Raw genomic sequence first — 15,699 nt, forward strand, 5'->3', positions numbered from 1 at the left:
GCGTGGCCGGGGGCGGTGAGCGTGGCCGCGCTCAGGCCGGCGAGGGCGAGGGGGATGAGGAGGCGCTTCACTGGGGTGCTCCACGAAGTTTACAAAACGGGCGTAAGAACCCTATCGTCACTCTGGTCACACATATAGGGGCTCTAGTGATTTTCCGTGACAAATGCCGAAAGGCCCGGCAGATGCCGAGCCTTTCGGGTGATGCAGAGGTGAGGGCGGGGTTTGGACCCCCGCTCTCATAGCTACCTCAAGGCTTACTTGAGGGAGCCGGACCAGTTCTTCTCGGCCGCCTTGTAGACGTCGCCCGTCTCGCTGTCGAAGTACGGCGAGGAGCTGTAGTCGTAGCGGTTGTTGCCGTCCTGGTCGTGGAACAGGCTGGTGACACCGTTGACGTAGCCCAGACGCTTGGCGTTGCTGTACTTGATGAGCCACGGAGCGCCGTTGGCACCCGGGGTCATCGCGCACTTCAGAGCGATGTGCTCCTCAGCCTTGTACGCAGCCGACGCGTAGGTCTTGCCGGAGGTGGTGCCGTAGCACCACTTCGGCGTGACACCCGTGTAGGCCTTGTGGCCGTCGGGGTGGGCGTCCGCCGGGTAACCGAAGACGAACACCTTGGAACCGGTCTTCTGGTTCCAGGCGACACCCTGGCCACCGACGTTGTCGCCGAGGCGACCGACGTCCTTGATGAAGCCCTCAACGATGAAGAAGTCGGTGCGGAGGTACTTGGTGTCCTTGGCCGGCTTGTACCACGCCTGCACGTAGTAGTGCGTGATGAGGTAGTTGCCGCCCGAGGCGTCCTTCCACTTCTTGCCCTTGCCGTTGTAGGCCTGCCACTCGGCCTTGGTCACCATCTCGGTGATGGGCTCACCGAACTTGTAACCGTTGCCCTTGCCGACCTTGGCCGCCTTGTAGGCGTCCTCGGTGACTTCGACCTTCTCAACGACAGCGCCAGGGTAGTCCGGGCCGGTCTTCTCGGCAGCGGTGCCCGGGTCGATGTCGTAGTAGTCGGTCTTGGCGGGGTCGAGCTTGCCCTTCTCGTACTCTTCCTTCGAGACCTCGACGGTCTTGAAGTCCTTGACGCCCTCGTACTTGTCCCAGTCGGACTTGGAGACCGGCTTGGCGGTGCCGCCACCGATCTGAATACCGTTGTACACGGTGACGAACGCGTAGTCGCGGTCGTTGTCCTCGTACACGGAGTAGTCGTAGTGGGTGTAGGCGGTCTTACCGACGTAGACACCGAACGGCGCCTTGGTCTGGTAAGCGCCCGGCACGAAGACCCAGTTGTCCATGACGGAGGCGTTCTTGCCCTCGTCGTAGACGCAGTGACCCGCGGTCGCGACGAGGTTCTTGTACTTGCCCTGGATCGAGGTGCCGGAGCAGTACTTGAGGTCGCCGTCCGAGTCCACGAAGTACACCTTGCCGATGGTCTTCGGCAGGTTGACGTTCTTCGTCTTGGAGGCGGTCTTCTTCTCCTCGCCGATCGGCGCGACCGTCGTCGCCTTGGTGTCGGGGTTATAGCCGCCGCTCACCTTGAGCTTCGAGGTGGCCTTGGTCTCCCAGGAGTAGGGAGTCGCCTTGGCGAGGTTGTTGGTGTGCTCGTTGGCAGCCAGCCAGAACCTGGCCACGTCGATGGCGGCCGGAGCGTCCTTGGCCATCGTGTCGTACGCCCAGTTGTCGGGCGCAGCGGCGGTAGCGGAACCGGCGAGGCCGGCGGCCAGCAGACCGGTGGCCAGAATGGCGCCACCGGCGGGGAGGAGGATGCGCTTCACTGTTTTAACTCCTTGCGCTGTCGTGGAACGCCTCTTGCGTCCCATGCGTCAGTAAAGGGATAGCCAGGAACATACAGTGTCGATCTTGGGAACCGGTAGCTGATCTGACGGGAAAAGATGGGACATGGCGGGCGTGACCGTTCTGTGATGTTTGAACGGGGATGCCGGAACAACTGGGCAAAGGCGTCCTTCTGGGCATAACCGCAGATCACCGTGCGCCTGTTACTGATGGGACAAGCGGGCCCCGAGTGCCCTCGTCACTCCCCGTGGCGCCGCTATGTGACGCACATCACAGCACCCGAATGGCACCGTCTGCGGCTCCCGTGCGTCCAAACGCCCAACACTTTCCCGCCGGAACGCCGAAGGGCCCGGCGGATGCCGGGCCCTTCGGGTCGAACAGTGACGATCAGTGTTGGGCCGACCGTCGAGCGTGACTACTTAGACGATCTTGCCGGACCAGGAGTTGGCCGCGGCCTTGTAGACCGAGTTGGTCTCACCGTCGAAGTACGGCGACGAGATGTAGTCGACGCGGTTGTTGCCGTCCTGGTCGTTGAAGGTGCTGGTGACACCGTTCACGTAACCGAGACGCTTGCTGTTCTTGTAGTTGTAGAGCCAGGGGCCACCGTCGGCGCCCTCGGTCATCGCGCACTTGAGCGCGACGTGCTCTTCGATCTTCTTGGCCGCGGAACCCACCAGCTTCTTGGTGGTCTTGCCGTAGCACCACTTCGGCGTGATGCCGGTGTAGTTCTTGTGGCCGTCGGGGTGCGCGGCGGCCGGGTAGCCGAACACGCGCACGTACTTGCCGGTGGGCTGGTTCCAGGCGAAGCCCTGGCCACCCACGACGTCACCGAGGCGACCGGCGTCCTTGATGTAGCCCTCGATGATGGTGAAGACGGTCTTGTAGAACTTCGTGTCAGAGCCCGGCTTGTACCACTGCTGCACGTAGTAGTGCGTGATGGTCCAGTTGCCGCGACCGTCCTGCTTGACCGTCGCCGGGTACTTGCCCGGGTTCGCCGCCTGCTTCTTCTTGTAGTCAGCGGCCTCGGTGTCGGTCACGATGTCGGTGACCGGCTCGCCGAACTTGTAGCCGTTGCCCTTGCCGACGCGGGCGTCCTTGTACTTGTCGGCGTTGACCTCGACCTTGGCCACCTGGGCGCCAGGGTAGTCCGGGCCGGTGGGCTCGGCCTTGCTGCCGCGCTTCACCCAGCAGGCGACCGTGGAGGTGGGGTCGAGCTTGCACTGCCGGAACTCGCTCCGGGTGATCTCGACGTCCTTGGCCTCCTTGATGCCCTGGTACTTGTCGTACTCGGACTTGGAGACCTGCTTGGCCTTGCCGCCACCCAGGTAGATGCCGTTGTACACGGTCACGAACGCGTAGTCGCGGTCGTAGTCCTCGTAGACGGCGAAGTCGTAGTGGGTGAAGGCCTGCTTGCCGACGTAGATGCCGAACGGGCTGCGGCCCTGGTAGTAGCCGGGAACGAAGACCCACTTGTCCATGGTGTCAGCGTTGTTGGCCGTGTCGTACACGCAGTGACCGGCCGTGGCGACCAGGTTGCGGTACTTGGACTGGATAGAAGTGGCGGAGCACCACTTCTTCTCGCCCTTCTTGTTGACGAAGAACACCTTGCCGATGGTCTTCGGCATGTTGACGTTCTGGGACTTGGAGGAGCTCTTCTTCTCCTCGCCGATCGGCGCGGCCGAGCCCGGCTTGGTGTCGGCGCTGTAGCCGCCCGCCGTCTTCAGCTTGGCGACGTCGGAGTTGTCCCAGACGTTGGACTGGGTCGCGGCCTTCAGGGCGGCGGAGTTGTTCTCCACCCAGAATTCCGCGATGGCCTTGGCGTTGGCAGCGCTGGTCGCCATCGGGTCCTTGGCGATGTCGCTGGTGGCCGTCGCCGTGCCGGCGAGGCCGGCGGCAAGAAGGCCGGTGGCGAGGACAGCGCCGCCGGCGGGGATGAGGATGCGCTTCAAGGGAACTGCTCCTTGGTCTGTCGTGGGCCGCAACGTGCGACCCATGCGTCAGTAAAGGGATAGCAAGGAACATAGCGCGGTGATCTCCGCAGGTGAAAGCCGAAATGACCCGATCGGTTGGGGTCCCGACCGCCGTGACCTTTCCGTTACCAGTCAAGGGTGAATGCGGCGAGTGATCGATTGGCTGCGTTTTTGCAGGGCATGGCGGGGTTGTGGCAGATGGTGCGAAAGTTCCGTTAGCGAGCATGTGCATAGGGTGGCCAGTCAAATGTGACTCAGATCACAGGAACCGGATTGGCGCGTGCTCCGTCTAATCTGGCTTGATCTTCACAGGGAACGTTCAGGTTCGACGACAAGCCCGGAGATTCCTACCGATTCATCCCTTTGTAGTTGATGATCAGCGTCTCCGTTCCCTGCCGGAACCAGAGCAGATCGTCCTGAACGTGGAGTGTCGGCATCGCCCGGTCCCCGGCCCGCGTGGGCGCGAACCCGAGAAGGCCCGTGCGCCCCGACTCCAGCTCCTGCAGCGCCACCGTTGCCCGCCCGTCGTCGAGGCGCTGGTCGAGCAGCACGACGCTCATCGTGAAGGGCACCGAGAGCGAGGGCAGGCCGGGCAGTTCCCGCCTGCCGGTGCCGTCGCGGCGGACGGCTTCCCGGGCGTCGACACACCAGACGACCCCGCACGTCATCCCCTCGGGCCCGAGCTCTCCCGGCTCCCCGGTGCGCAGGTCGAGCAGCCGCCCCGGAGCTTCCGAGGTGGATCGGGCCCACGGCCACTCGAGAAGCTCGTACATCTCGCTGCCCGGAACCGTCTCCGGCTTCCCGCCGGTCAGCGGCGCCCGGTGGACGCCGCCCTTCTCCTGCGACCACACGACCTGGCCGGCCGCGATGTCCAGCCGGATCCCGCGAAAGGTGTCGTCGATCAGCACGGCCTCGAACGTCGTGACCCGCCTCGGCGTCCCGCCCGTGAGCGGCACGGCCCAGATCTCCACGGCCCCCTCGTGGAACGTGCTCCAAGCCAGCGTGCCCTCCCCGTACGCGAGCGCCGCGTTCATCACGCCCGGCATCGTCATCGGCGCTATCTCGGTGAACGTCCGGCTGTCCAGGTCGTACGACCAGATCGTCCGCGGCCGTGCCTTGACCATGCCCCTGCCCACCAGGGTGTCCTCGTCCACGAACACGCTCACGTCGAACGCCTGCCCGCCCGGCGCCCTGTCCGGCACCCGATGCACGGCATCCGGCCAGACCTCCTCGACCGCCGGCGAGATCTCTCCCGCCGGTATCGGCGGGAGAGTCGGACGCAGCCGGTTGTCCGGCAGCCCGGACGGCTGCTGCCCCTCGTTCGCAGGGGTCGCCGGGAGGGTCGGGTGTGCCGCGGGCCCCTCCTCCGCCGGCGTACGCGTCGCGAGCGTCACCCCTGCCACGACGGTCACGATCGCCGCCGCCACGGCCACCGGCGCCCGCCACCCGCGCCCGGCCCTCGGCGCGTGCCCGGACGGGTGCCCCGGCAGCGGGGGCGGGGGCCCCTCGTCGCGTACGGTCTCCGCCCGGGCGGCGAGCGCGTCGCGGAGGCGATCCTCGATGCTCGTCATGCCGATCACCCCAATTCCCTCTGCAGCCGGGCCGGCGCCCGGGCCGCCGTCGAGCGGACGGTGCTCTGCCTGATGCGCGTCACGCGCGCGATCTCCGCGTCCGACAGGTCCAGGTAGTAGCGCAGGACCAGAACCTCGCGCTGCCGCTGAGGCAGGCGGCTCAGCGCGGTCAGCATCTCCTGCCGCGACTCCCCGAGCAGCGCGTCCATCTCCGCCGACGCCACCGCCTCCAGGGCCGGCTCGGTCCGCCGTAACGCGACGGCCCGCCGCCGCAGCAACGATCGGGACGCGTTCAGCACGCAGGTGCGGATGTACGGGAGTGTCAGAACGTGTGCTGGTTTGCCGTGGAGCCGGGCGAACACGTCCTGGACCGCGTCCTCGGCGGTCTCCCGATCACCCAGCAGCAGCACGGCCAGCCGGACGAGCTCCAGCCGGTGCGCCTGGTAGAGGCGGGCCAGCTCGTCGCCGGGCGTCAGCGTCTCCGGGTGGGGGGCTTTGCCGGTCATGTCGGTAGAACGCGCAAGGGGGCGGATCCGCTGCTTCTACCTGTCACGGGGACGGTCCACCCGTCGGGCTGCGCGACGGCGATGCCGTGGAATGCCGAAAGGCCCGGCCGAAGCCGGGCCTTTCGGGGAGGGACTTACTTGTAGAGCTCGCCGTTACGGCCGACGATCTTGCCGGACCACTTGTTCTTGGCCTCGTTGTAGATCGACGCCGTCTCGCCGTCGAAGTACGGGGAGGTGATGTAGTCGATCCGGTCGTTGGCGTCCTGGTCGGCGAAGGTGCTGGTGACACCGTTCACGTAACCCACGCGCTTGGCGTTGCTGTACTGCGACAGCCACGGGCCGCCGTCGAAACCGGGGGTCACGGCGCACTTGAGGCCGATGTGCTCATCGATCTTGAGCCAAGGGGCGCCGACCGTCTTGCCGGTGGTCTTGCCGTAGCAGTGCTTCGGCGTCACACCGCTGTACGGCTTGTGGCCGTCGGGGTGCGGGGCGGCCGGGTAGCCGAAGGCGCGGACGGTGCGGTTCGGCGGCTGGTTCCAGGCGACGCCCTGGCCGCCGACGTTGTCGCCGAGGCGACCGGCGTCCTGGGACAGCAGGATGTAGTTGTGGCCGCCCCAGGAGCGCTTCGGCCCGCTGAACCGGTTGTAGTCAGACTTGCTGACCTTCTTGACACCGTTGAACTTGATGCCGTTGTAGACGGTGACGAACGCGTAGTCGCGGTCGTAGTCCTCGTACACCCCGAAGTCGTAGTGGGTGTAAGCGGTCTTGCCCACGTAGATGCCCCACGGGGCGCGGCCCTCGTAGTAGCCGGGGACGAAGACCCAGTTGTTCATGGTGTCGCGGTTGGCGTCGGTGTCGTACACGCAGTGCCCGGCCGTGGCGACCAGGTTGCGGTAGTTCGACTGGATCGACGTCGCGGAGCAGTAGCGATACTTGCCGGAACCGTCGACGAAGAAGACCTTGCCGATCGTCTTGGGCAGGTTCACGTTGGAGGAGCTGCCACCACCGCTGTTGCCGGTCGGGGCGACGCTGGCGGGGCGGCCGTCGGGGTTGTAACCGCCGGTGGAGACGACCTTGCGGACCTGCTTGGAGTCCCACGTGTAGGCCGTGGCGCGCCGGAGGGCCGCGCCGTTCGAGGCCAGCCAGAAGGACGCGACGGAGGCCGCCTGGCTCGTGTTCCTGGCCATGGGGTCGATCGCCACGTCGGCGCCGGCCCCTGCGGTGCCGGTGAGGCCGGTCGCCAGCAGGCCGGTGGCCAGAACGGCGCCGCCGACGGGGAGAAGGATTCGCTTCAAGGTAACTCCAGGCTTTCCCTTACGCTGACGCGGCGCCTTCGTGCGCTTTGATTGTCAGCAAACGGACAGCCGGAACCGTACAGGGCTTATCCCCGCCGTGCGGGCCGAAGGAAGATCAGGTAAACCTCGGAGAGGCGGCCGTGATCGTACCGAGATCCAGGTATGAGCTGATCACCCCCCGTTACTGACGGGTTGCTTATGACTTACATCACATTTGTCAGAATCTTCTGAGCTGCGGCATGTCGGTAGACGTCTCCCGCGACGGCGCCGAAGTACGGGGACGACACCGCGTCGAACTCACCCTTGGCGTCACGGTTCCACGTAAGACTGTTGATGCCGACCAGGGTGCCGAGCTTCCTGGCCGACTGCCAGCTGATCAGCCAGGGGCCGCCGCTGGCGCCCTTGCTGAAGTTGCAGGGGGCGAGCTGGACGCCGAAGTTCAGCTCAAGGCTGGGGGCGACGGCCTTGCGGGTGCTGCCCACGCACGTCTTGAGTGTCATGCCGTTGAACGGGCGGCTGCCGTCGGGCTGCGGGCCGGCGGGATAGCCGAAGGCGTCGACCCTGGACACCGGGGCCTTCTTGCCGAGCTCCAGGCCCTGGCCGCCGACGTTGTCCTGAAGGGGGCCGACGTCCTGGGCGACGTACTTGCCGCTCTGCTTGGTCCAGGTGAAGCCCCGGTGCACGGTGACGAACGCGTAGTCGTAGTCGTAGTCGTTCTTGCCGACCCAGTCCTGGTGGATGCTGATCGAGGAGCCCACGTAGATGCCGTCGGGCATCTCACCGCTGTCGGCGGGGTTGGGGACGAAGATCCAATAGTCGGCGGCCTTGCCCTGCCTCGGGTCGTAGGCGCAGTGCGCGGCGGTGGCGACCACGCTGAGGTTCTTGGCGGCGACGGCGCTGGCCGAGCACCAGTACTCCTTGTCGCCGAACCGGAAGAAGACCTTGCCGACGGTCTTGGCCGTGCCCTTCTTCGGGGCGACGGGGGCGACGGGCTGGGTGCCCTGCGACTTCCTGAGGGCGGCTATCGCCTGGTTCGACACGCTCACGGCGCCGCTCGATGAGGCGGGCGCGGGGTCGGAGGTGGGCGCGGCGGGGCTGTAGCTGTCGGCGTCCTTGAGCTTGTCCGGCTTCCAATAGTCGGCGACCTTCTGCACGTCCGCCTTGGTGCCGGCCAGCGTCACGGTCTGGACCTTGCTGGCCGAGGCGGCGTGCGCGACCCCGGTGAGGGCAGGCAGCGTCAGCAGCACGCCGCTGAGCGCGGCCGCCACCAGATGCCTGGCCCGGGGGATCATGAAATTGCCTTTCTTGGGGTTGTAAGGGTGGATTTTTCCAGATCGACTGACTCTATTGCAGCTCGGATGGAGATTCGTTATCTGATCAAGCGTGACCTGTGTCCTATAAGGAGCATGTCAAACGTGCCACCAATGATCATTTATTGAGTCGCTCAGCCCCAGGTCGACTGCGGTTTCCGGGCACGCCCGAAGGCCCCGGTCCGGCGGAACCGGGGCCCCGGCGCATCGGTCGCGGGTTACGGCATGTTGCCGCTCCAGCGGTTGGCCGCGGCCTTGTAGACCTTGTGCGTGTCGCCGTTGAAGTACGGCGACGAGATGTGGTCGTACCGGTCGTTGCCGTCGGTGTCCCAGGCGACGCTGTTGACGCCGATCAGGTAACCGGTCCGGCCAGAGCTCTTGTAGTTGTGGAGGAGCGGGCCGCCGCTGGCGCCGGCGGTGAAGGAACAGCGCAGGCCGACGTGCTCCTGCAGGTTGTACGCGGCGGCGGCGGGCATCGGCCTGGTCTTGCCGTAGCACCACTTCATCGTGCGGCCGCTGAACGGCTTGTCGCCGTCGGGGTGCTCGCCCGCCGGATAGCCGAAGGAGAACACGGTCGCCTTGGTGCTGCGGTTCCAGGTGAAGCCCTGGCCGCCGACGTTGTCACCGAGCCGGCCGACGTTCTTGCGGCTCCAGTGCCACTTGCCGCCTTCCTTCTTCCAGTCGACCTTGATGCCGTTGTAGACGTTGACGAAGGCGTAGTCGTAGTCGAAGTCCTCCTTCACCGTGAAGTCGTCGTGCGCGTTGAACGTCTTGGCGGCGTAAATGCCGTAGGGCGCCTTGCCGTCCCAGACGTTCTTGCCGTCCCAGTACGACGGGATGAAAATCCAGTTGGTGTAGAAGGTGTTCTTCTTGATGTCGTAGACGCAGTGCGCCGACGTGGCCACCAGATTGCGGTACTTGCCCTGCACCGAGGTCGCCGAGCAGTATCGCCAGTTCTTCGGGTTGCCTGGATTCTGGCCGGGCAGCGTGAAGAACACGCGGCCTACGGTGTTCGGCAGGTTGACGTGCTTGCTCTTGACCGTCCTGGTCTTCTCGCCACCGATCGGGGGGACGGATCCGGGCGGTCCGTCAGGGCTGGAGTCGACCGCGCGCAGGCCGTCGGCGCGCGCGTCGACGCTGTCGTCGTGGTCGGTCGCGGCCTTGATCCGCTCCGGCGTCCAGAACTGGATCGCCTGCTCGGCGGGGGTTGCCGCGTTCCGCGACACGACTTCTGAGGGTGCGGCCGCCGTGGCCGCGGTGCCGCTCATCAGGCCGGCCGCCACCAGGCCCGCGAGCGGGATCGCGATGTGCCTTGCTCGGGAAAACATGGAGCTCCTCTCAGTTCTCGGCGGCTCAGAGCGGGGTGCTGCGCCCCGGTGGGCCAGGAAAACGATCGGAACGTTAATGAATGGCTCGACCGGTCAGCCAGGAAATGACGCGAAAAAGCATGCCCCGGTTCCGTTCTGTTATGGAAATAGCCGTTGAGCATGTATTCACAAAAGGCATCCGCCCAGCTCGGGACAGGTCCCGGACCACACCGGTAACAGCTATTATCAAACGCCACTCCTTATCAACCGAATCTTGTTCTGGTTAGATGTCGGCATGGATCCACGCACCCCCTGCCTCGTGGGCACCGCGCAGCGCACCGTTCGCGAGCAGCCCGGCCCGGAGCCGCTCGACCTGTGGGAGGAGACGGCGCGCGCCGCCGCCCGCGAGGCGCGCCTGCCCGTCGAGCGGCTCGACTCGATCCAGATCGTCTACACCGACTCCTGGCAGTACGACTCGCCGACCGGCAGGCTGGTCGGCCGTCTCGGCGCCACGCCGCGCCACCAGGCGTACTCCAAGGTCAGCGGTACGGCTCCGCACCTGCTCATCGGGGCCGCCGCGGCCGCGATCGCGAACGGGGAGCTCGACTCCGCCCTCACCGCCGGCGCCGAGGCGCTCGCCACCCGCCGCGCCTACCGGCTGGCCGGCGAGCGGGTGCCGTGGAGCCACGCCGCCGACCCCAAGCCGCCCTACGGCTGGGAACGGCCGCCGCACCCGGCCGAGCTCGCCCACGAGCTGTTCCTGCCGGTGCACACGTACGCGATCATGGAAACGGCCCGGCGGGCGGCGCGCGGCCTGTCCGTCGAGGACGAGATGCGCGAGCGGGGCCGGATGATGGCGCCGATGACCGAGGTGGCCGCCGTCAACCCGTATGCCTGGCGGCAGACCGTCCGCAGCCCGGAGGAGCTCGTGGCGGGCAACCGGTTCGTCGGCTGGCCGTACACCAGGAACACCGTGGCGGTGCTGGAGGTCGACCAGGCGGCGGCCGTCGTCCTGGTCAGCACGGCACTGGCCGACCGGCTCGGCGTACCGCACGACCAGCGCGTCTACCTGCGCGGCTGGGCGTACGCCGAGGACACCTGGGAGGTGGCCGCCCGGCCCGCGCTCGGCTCGTCGCAGGCGATCGGCCGGGCCGCGGCCGCCGCGTTCGACCGTGCCGGGCTGGGGCTGGACGACCTGCACGCGCTCGACCTCTACAGCTGCTTCGCCGTGGCGCTGCGGCAGGCGTGCGACGCCATCGGGCTCGACCCGCTGGACCCGCGCGGCCTCACCGTCACCGGCGGCCTGCCGTACGCGGGCGGCCCCGCCAGCGACTACGTGCTGCACTCGACCGCGACCATGGCCGGGCTGCTGCGCGCCTGGCCCGGCCACGGGCTCGTCACCGGGGTCGGCATGCACCTGACCAAGCACGCCTACGCCGTCTGGTCCACCGAGCCCGGGGGCGTGCTGGGCGACGGCGCGCCGGTCTTCACGGCCGAGCCGGTGCCGGTCGCCGACACGTACGAGGGGCCCGCGGTGGTGGCCGGCTACACGGTCGCGCACGGCCGTGACGGTTCGCCCGAGAGGGGACACCTGGTGGTCGGCCTGCCCGGGGGCGCGCGGGCGTACGCGCACGTCCTGGAGGAGGAGCTGATGGCGGACGCCGAATCGCGAGAGCTGGTGGGGCAGGCCGTCCGGCTGACGACGGACGGAAAGGTGAATGTCGCTCGGTGGTGATGCGGCAAAGACGATGCAAAGATTGTGAGCGTGTGGTTACTCTTTGCTGTTGACATTTTTATGTCAGCGGCGGACGCTGGAGTCATGCGGAGGACCACGGTGCGCATCGACGAAACGCTCCTCAACGAGGCGAAGGCGTACGCGGCCCGTAACGGGCGCAGTCTCAACTCAGTGATGGAGGATGCCTTGAGGCAACTGCTCAACCGCTCCGGCACGACGGAGCGGCCACCGATCGAACTACCCCTGTCCGGTGAGGCCGCAGGGCCGATGCTGACGTGGACGGAGATCGCGGAACAGATCGAGGTCGAGGACATCGAGAAGGCCCTCGGAGGCCGGCATGCGCATGCTTGACGTCAACATGCTGGTCAACGCGCAACGCCGGGACATGGAGCATCACGAGCCGTGCCTCACCCTGCTCCGGGAGCTGCTGCGCGGCGACGAGGCCTACGCCGTGAGCGACTTCGTCATCAACGGCTTCCTGCGCGTCGTCACCAACTCGCGGATCCCGGGGGCCACCACCTTCGCGACCGCGAGCCGCTTCGCCGAGAGTGTGCGCAACCAGCCGCACGCGGTCGTCGTGCACGCCGGTCCGCGGCACTGGGAGATCTTCACCAAGCTCTGCCGCGAGGCCGGGGCGACGGGGAAGCTGGTTCCGGATGCCTACCTGGCCGCGCTCGCCATCGAGCACGGCTGTGAATTCGTGACCTGCGACAAGGATTTCGCCAGGTTCGAGGGGTTGCGCTGGCGGTCGCCGCTCAACTGAACTGGAGACACAGGCACCAGCCACTACCCCCCGGGCGAGGTCCGTCGTGGCCGATCAGTTCGATGTCATCGAGGCGGGCCAGCGCGGCCGGCGCCGCTGGATCGGGCTGGTGGTGGTGCTGGCGCTGCTCGGGGTTCCGCTGGTCAGCCTGCTCGCCAGTCGTGACCCGATGCCGGAGCCGGTCCGCGAGACGGCTCCGATCCGGTCCCTGACCAGGGTGGAGAGCGCGCCCAACGTGCTGAACGCGCAGTCCCGCGAGCGTGACGGGCGCGAGGTGATCGAGGTGGTGTTCCCGCACGGGGTGCGGGCCGAGGTGCGTTATCCGGCCCGGCTGGGGCTCGACCGGCTGGGTTCGAGGCCGTTCCAGGGCATGTGGGTCGACGGCGACTACCGGCAGCTCGTCGCCCCCTACAACGGCGAGATCGAGGTGACCAAGGGCGGCGAGCCGATCCGGGCGTTCGCCCCTCATGTGACGCTCTGGCCGCGCCAGGCGGGCAGCGGTTCCTACGGGCAGGTGCTGCTGTTCAGGTTCGGGCGGTGGCGAATGGCGATGTACGACCGGCCGAGCGGGCTCGACTTCGAGCAGCGGATGGCCGTGGCCGCGGGGGTGCGGGGGAGTGTGACCGACGGCTACCTGGTGCTGTCCGGCACGGACCGGGTTCGGATGGCGGAGCCGGGGGAGAGCGCGCGCGGGGAGGCGGCGGGGCCGCAGCTGTGGTTCGGCGGCGGCATCAGCGACATGGTGGTGCTGATTCCTTCGTGCGCGAAGCTGGACCAGCTGCCGCGCGGGGTCAGGGGGCGCGGGCGTCCCGTCAGCAGCGTGTGCCGGGACGGGGTGCGGATCGCCGCCGCGGGCGACCCGGGGTTCGTGAAGACGGCACTCGACGAGATCAGGATCACTCTGAAGTAGGGTGCGGCCATGTTCGCCGTTACCGCCACACAGACCGACCCCGACAATCCCCTCGCCGGGCTGACGCTCGGTGAGCACCCTGAGCCGAAGGCGCCCGACGGGTGGACGACCGTCTCGGTGCGGGCGGCCGCGCTCAACCACCACGACCTGTGGACGCTCAAGGGCGTCGGCATCAGGCAGGACCGGCTGCCGATCGTGCTCGGCTGCGACGCGGCCGGTGTCGACGAGGACGGCAACGAGGTCATCGTGCACGCCGTGATCGGCACCGGAGCCGACGAGACGCTGGACCCGAAGCGGTCGCTGCTGTCAGAGACCCACGACGGCACGTTCGCCGAGCGGGTGGCCGTGCCGCGCCGCAACCTCGTGCCCAAGCCCGCCGCACTCAGCTTCGAGCAGGCCGCCTGCCTGCCGACGGCCTGGCTGACCGCCTACCGGATGCTGTTCGGCAAGGCCGGCCTGGAGCCGGGCGCGACCGTGCTCGTGCAGGGCGCGGGCGGCGGTGTGGCGACCGCGCTGATCGCGCTCGGCCGGGCGGGCGGCTACCGCGTCTGGGCCACGAGCCGGTCGGGGGACAAGCGGGAGCGGGCCCGCGAGCTCGGCGCCGACCAGGTCTTCGAGCCGGGCGCCCGGCTGCCCGAGCGGGTGGACGCGGTGATGGAGACCGTCGGCCAGGCCACCTGGGACCATTCGCTCAAGTCGCTCAGGCCGGGCGGGCGGATCGTGGTCTCCGGCGCGACCAGCGGCGCCGTGCCGCCCGCCGACCTGAACCGGGTCTTCTTCCTGCAGCTGTCGGTGGTCGGCTCCACCATGGGCACCCGCGACCAGCTCCAGCGCCTGGCCGTCTTCCTGGAGCAGACCGGCGTCCGGCCGGTGATCGACCGGACGCTGCCCATGACCGAGGCCAGGGAGGGCTTCGCCGCCATGGACGCCGGCGACGTGTTCGGCAAGATCGTCTTTACGGGCTGACAGGCGCTGCAGCGGCGGGCGCAGGCCGTAGCGGATCATGACCGGAGAGTGTCGCGGACGCGGGTGGCGGCCTCGTCGAGCACCAGGCGGAGTTGGTCGAGCTGCTCGCGCGTGAGGCTGGCCCGGGAGGCCTCCTCGCGCGCCCCGGCGACGAAGTCGGCGAGCAGTTCGCCCAGCTCGTTGTCGAGGCCGGCCCGCGACGCGGGCGCGCCGCCCAGCGTGCTCCACACCTCGGCCCAGATCCGGCGCCACTCGCCGGTGAGCCGCCCGCTCTCGTCCTGCCAGTGCTGGGCGTGCTCGCGCCACTGGCGCGCCTGCTCCTCCCGGATCCGCCTGAACTCCTGCTGCTGTCGGCGTACGTCGACGCGGGTGTCCACCCGGACGTCCTTGGCCATCCTGGTCAGCTCCTCGCGGAGCGACCTGACGGTGTCGCGTACGTCCTCCTTGACCTCGCGGGCGATGTCGCGCACCGAGGCGGCGATCTCCTCCTCCAGGTCGTCGAGCTCGTCGAGGCGGTCGCCGAGCTCCTCGCGGCCCTTGTCGGTGATGGAGAACACCTTTTTGCCGTCGACCACCTCGTGGGTGACCAGGCCCTCCTCCTCCAGCCGCGCCAGGCGCGGGTAAATGGTGCCGGGGGAGGGCGAATAGACGCCGAGGAAGCGGTCCTGCAGCAGCCGGATCACCTCGTAGCCGTGACGCGGGCTCTCCTCCAGCAGCTTCAGCAGGTAGAGCCGGAGCCGGCCATGACCGAAGACGGGACTCATCGCTTCTCCCCCTTGAGCAACGTGACCTCGCCGGACACGGTCGTCGCCGTCAGCGACGCCATGCCGCCGCCCAGCCGGCCCGTCATCGCCTTGTGGCCCGGACCGCCCGTGCCGCCGACCTCTTCGAACGCGCTGACCAGCCGGCCGGAGGTGGATCTGATGTTGACGTCCGCCTCCGCGGTCTCGGGCAGCCTCACCAGGATGGCACCTGAGACCGTGCTGAGCGTCACGTGCCCGGTCGGCCGGAGCCGTAGGTCGGCGGTGATGCGCCCGGAGACGGTGTTGGCGCGCAGCCGGCGCGGCGTGCCGCCGGCCACGGTCAGCTCGCCGGAGACGCTCTTGAACGACAGGTCGCCCTCCATCGCCCGGCTCTCCACGGCCCCGGAGGCGGTCGCCGCGCTCACCTCACCGCTCACGCCGTCGAGCACGATCTCCCCGGACACGCTCTTGACCAGTGTCGTCCGCTCGAACCCGGCCACCACGGCGGACGCCGTGACCACGCCGGCGCTGACCCGGCAGTGGCGCGGCACGGTGAGCGTCGCGACGGTCCGGCGCCGGTCGCGCCGCAGCCAGCCGAGCAGACCGTCCCACGTCAGGTCCCTGTAGGTGACGCTCAGCTCGCGGGTGGCCTCGTCGTACGTCACGACCAGCGGGGAGGCCGAGTCGAACTCCGTCACCTCGAGTGTCGGCGGCCCGTCGCTCGCGAGCACGGCCAGCCGGCCGGCCACGATGCGCACGTCGAGCGAGTCGACAGGCCCGAACGTGAGCTTCTCCGGCCCCTCGATGGTCCACTGCTGCATGATCCCGCCCTCTC

At 68.1% G+C, this 15,699-nt stretch carries 14 protein-coding genes; 5 read left to right on the top strand and 9 right to left on the bottom strand.

Annotated elements, in window-relative coordinates:
* Window positions 1–254 precede the first annotated feature (254 nt).
* From ADY59_RS24250 to ADY59_RS24280, 7 genes are all read right to left on the bottom strand, one after another.
* A complete protein-coding gene (locus ADY59_RS24250; RefSeq protein WP_049565943.1) occupies window positions 255–1,769 on the bottom strand; it encodes a hypothetical protein in 1,515 nt (504 codons plus the stop codon).
* A 438-nt stretch (window positions 1,770–2,207) separates the two neighbouring features.
* The gene (locus tag ADY59_RS24255; protein ID WP_049565946.1) at window positions 2,208–3,737 is read right to left on the bottom strand and encodes a trypsin-like serine peptidase; all 1,530 of its coding nucleotides are present in this window, start codon (window positions 3,735–3,737) and stop codon (window positions 2,208–2,210) included.
* Window positions 3,738–4,105: 368 nt separating this feature from the next.
* Entirely contained in the window at window positions 4,106–5,329 is a 1,224-nt protein-coding gene (locus ADY59_RS24260; RefSeq protein ID WP_156325696.1) for a hypothetical protein, read from the bottom strand.
* A 5-nt stretch (window positions 5,330–5,334) separates the two neighbouring features.
* Complete coding sequence (locus ADY59_RS24265; protein ID WP_049565954.1) at window positions 5,335–5,835, bottom strand: sigma-70 family RNA polymerase sigma factor; 501 nt, start codon at window positions 5,833–5,835, stop codon at window positions 5,335–5,337.
* A 134-nt stretch (window positions 5,836–5,969) separates the two neighbouring features.
* Window positions 5,970–7,130, bottom strand: coding sequence for a trypsin-like serine peptidase (locus tag ADY59_RS24270; protein ID WP_049565958.1), 1,161 nt, complete (start codon window positions 7,128–7,130; stop codon window positions 5,970–5,972).
* Window positions 7,131–7,333: 203 nt separating this feature from the next.
* Window positions 7,334–8,422 carry a trypsin-like serine peptidase gene (locus ADY59_RS24275; protein WP_156325697.1) on the bottom strand — a complete coding sequence of 363 codons (1,089 nt, stop codon included), beginning with the start codon at window positions 8,420–8,422 and terminating at the stop codon, window positions 7,334–7,336.
* A 236-nt stretch (window positions 8,423–8,658) separates the two neighbouring features.
* Window positions 8,659–9,768 carry a trypsin-like serine peptidase gene (locus ADY59_RS24280; protein WP_049565964.1) on the bottom strand — a complete coding sequence of 370 codons (1,110 nt, stop codon included), beginning with the start codon at window positions 9,766–9,768 and terminating at the stop codon, window positions 8,659–8,661.
* A gap of 274 nt (window positions 9,769–10,042) precedes the next feature.
* On the opposite strand from ADY59_RS24280, the gene ADY59_RS53430 reads away from it, so the two are divergent.
* The 5 genes from ADY59_RS53430 to ADY59_RS24305 all read left to right on the top strand — a co-directional run bounded on the left by ADY59_RS53430 (window position 10,043) and on the right by ADY59_RS24305 (window position 14,121).
* A complete protein-coding gene (locus ADY59_RS53430; RefSeq protein ID WP_049565966.1) occupies window positions 10,043–11,482 on the top strand; it encodes an acetyl-CoA synthetase in 1,440 nt (479 codons plus the stop codon).
* Window positions 11,483–11,581: 99 nt separating this feature from the next.
* A complete protein-coding gene (locus tag ADY59_RS24290) occupies window positions 11,582–11,833 on the top strand; it encodes a hypothetical protein (protein WP_156325698.1) in 252 nt (83 codons plus the stop codon).
* Window positions 11,820–12,245 (top strand): type II toxin-antitoxin system VapC family toxin, encoded by a 426-nt coding sequence (locus ADY59_RS24295; RefSeq protein ID WP_049565972.1) that lies wholly within the window; start codon window positions 11,820–11,822, stop codon window positions 12,243–12,245. The genes ADY59_RS24290 and ADY59_RS24295 overlap by 14 nt, the downstream gene beginning before the upstream one ends.
* Before the next feature lie 46 nt (window positions 12,246–12,291).
* Window positions 12,292–13,155: a hypothetical protein gene (locus ADY59_RS24300; RefSeq protein ID WP_049565975.1), complete on the top strand. Its 864-nt coding sequence runs from the start codon at window positions 12,292–12,294 to the stop codon at window positions 13,153–13,155.
* A 9-nt stretch (window positions 13,156–13,164) separates the two neighbouring features.
* Window positions 13,165–14,121: a zinc-binding dehydrogenase gene (locus ADY59_RS24305; protein ID WP_049565977.1), complete on the top strand. Its 957-nt coding sequence runs from the start codon at window positions 13,165–13,167 to the stop codon at window positions 14,119–14,121.
* Window positions 14,122–14,156: 35 nt separating this feature from the next.
* Here the strand turns inward: ADY59_RS24305 and ADY59_RS24310 are convergent, their stop codons facing one another.
* Window positions 14,157–14,885, bottom strand: a complete 729-nt coding sequence (locus ADY59_RS24310) for a PadR family transcriptional regulator (protein WP_049565979.1) — start codon at window positions 14,883–14,885, stop codon at window positions 14,157–14,159.
* Window positions 14,882–15,685: a DUF4097 family beta strand repeat-containing protein gene (locus ADY59_RS24315; protein WP_049565982.1), complete on the bottom strand. Its 804-nt coding sequence runs from the start codon at window positions 15,683–15,685 to the stop codon at window positions 14,882–14,884. Before ADY59_RS24315 ends, ADY59_RS24310 begins: the two co-directional genes overlap by 4 nt.
* Window positions 15,686–15,699: the final 14 nt, after the last annotated feature.

This window comes from Nonomuraea sp. SBT364 (genome assembly GCF_001083785.1).
Classification (GTDB): Bacteria; Actinomycetota; Actinomycetes; order Streptosporangiales; family Streptosporangiaceae; genus Nonomuraea.

Coding starts and splice junctions, on each gene's coding strand:
- ADY59_RS53430 (WP_049565966.1), top strand. CDS start 10,043: ATGGATCCACGCACCCCCTGCCTCGTGGGCACCGCGCAGCGCACCGTT.
- ADY59_RS24275 (WP_156325697.1), bottom strand. CDS start 8,422: ATGATCCCCCGGGCCAGGCATCTGGTGGCGGCCGCGCTCAGCGGCGTG.
- ADY59_RS24310 (WP_049565979.1), bottom strand. CDS start 14,885: ATGAGTCCCGTCTTCGGTCATGGCCGGCTCCGGCTCTACCTGCTGAAG.
- ADY59_RS24265 (WP_049565954.1), bottom strand. CDS start 5,835: ATGACCGGCAAAGCCCCCCACCCGGAGACGCTGACGCCCGGCGACGAG.
- ADY59_RS24305 (WP_049565977.1), top strand. CDS start 13,165: ATGTTCGCCGTTACCGCCACACAGACCGACCCCGACAATCCCCTCGCC.
- ADY59_RS24260 (WP_156325696.1), bottom strand. CDS start 5,329: ATGACGAGCATCGAGGATCGCCTCCGCGACGCGCTCGCCGCCCGGGCG.
- ADY59_RS24280 (WP_049565964.1), bottom strand. CDS start 9,768: ATGTTTTCCCGAGCAAGGCACATCGCGATCCCGCTCGCGGGCCTGGTG.
- ADY59_RS24315 (WP_049565982.1), bottom strand. CDS start 15,685: ATGCAGCAGTGGACCATCGAGGGGCCGGAGAAGCTCACGTTCGGGCCT.
- ADY59_RS24295 (WP_049565972.1), top strand. CDS start 11,820: ATGCGCATGCTTGACGTCAACATGCTGGTCAACGCGCAACGCCGGGAC.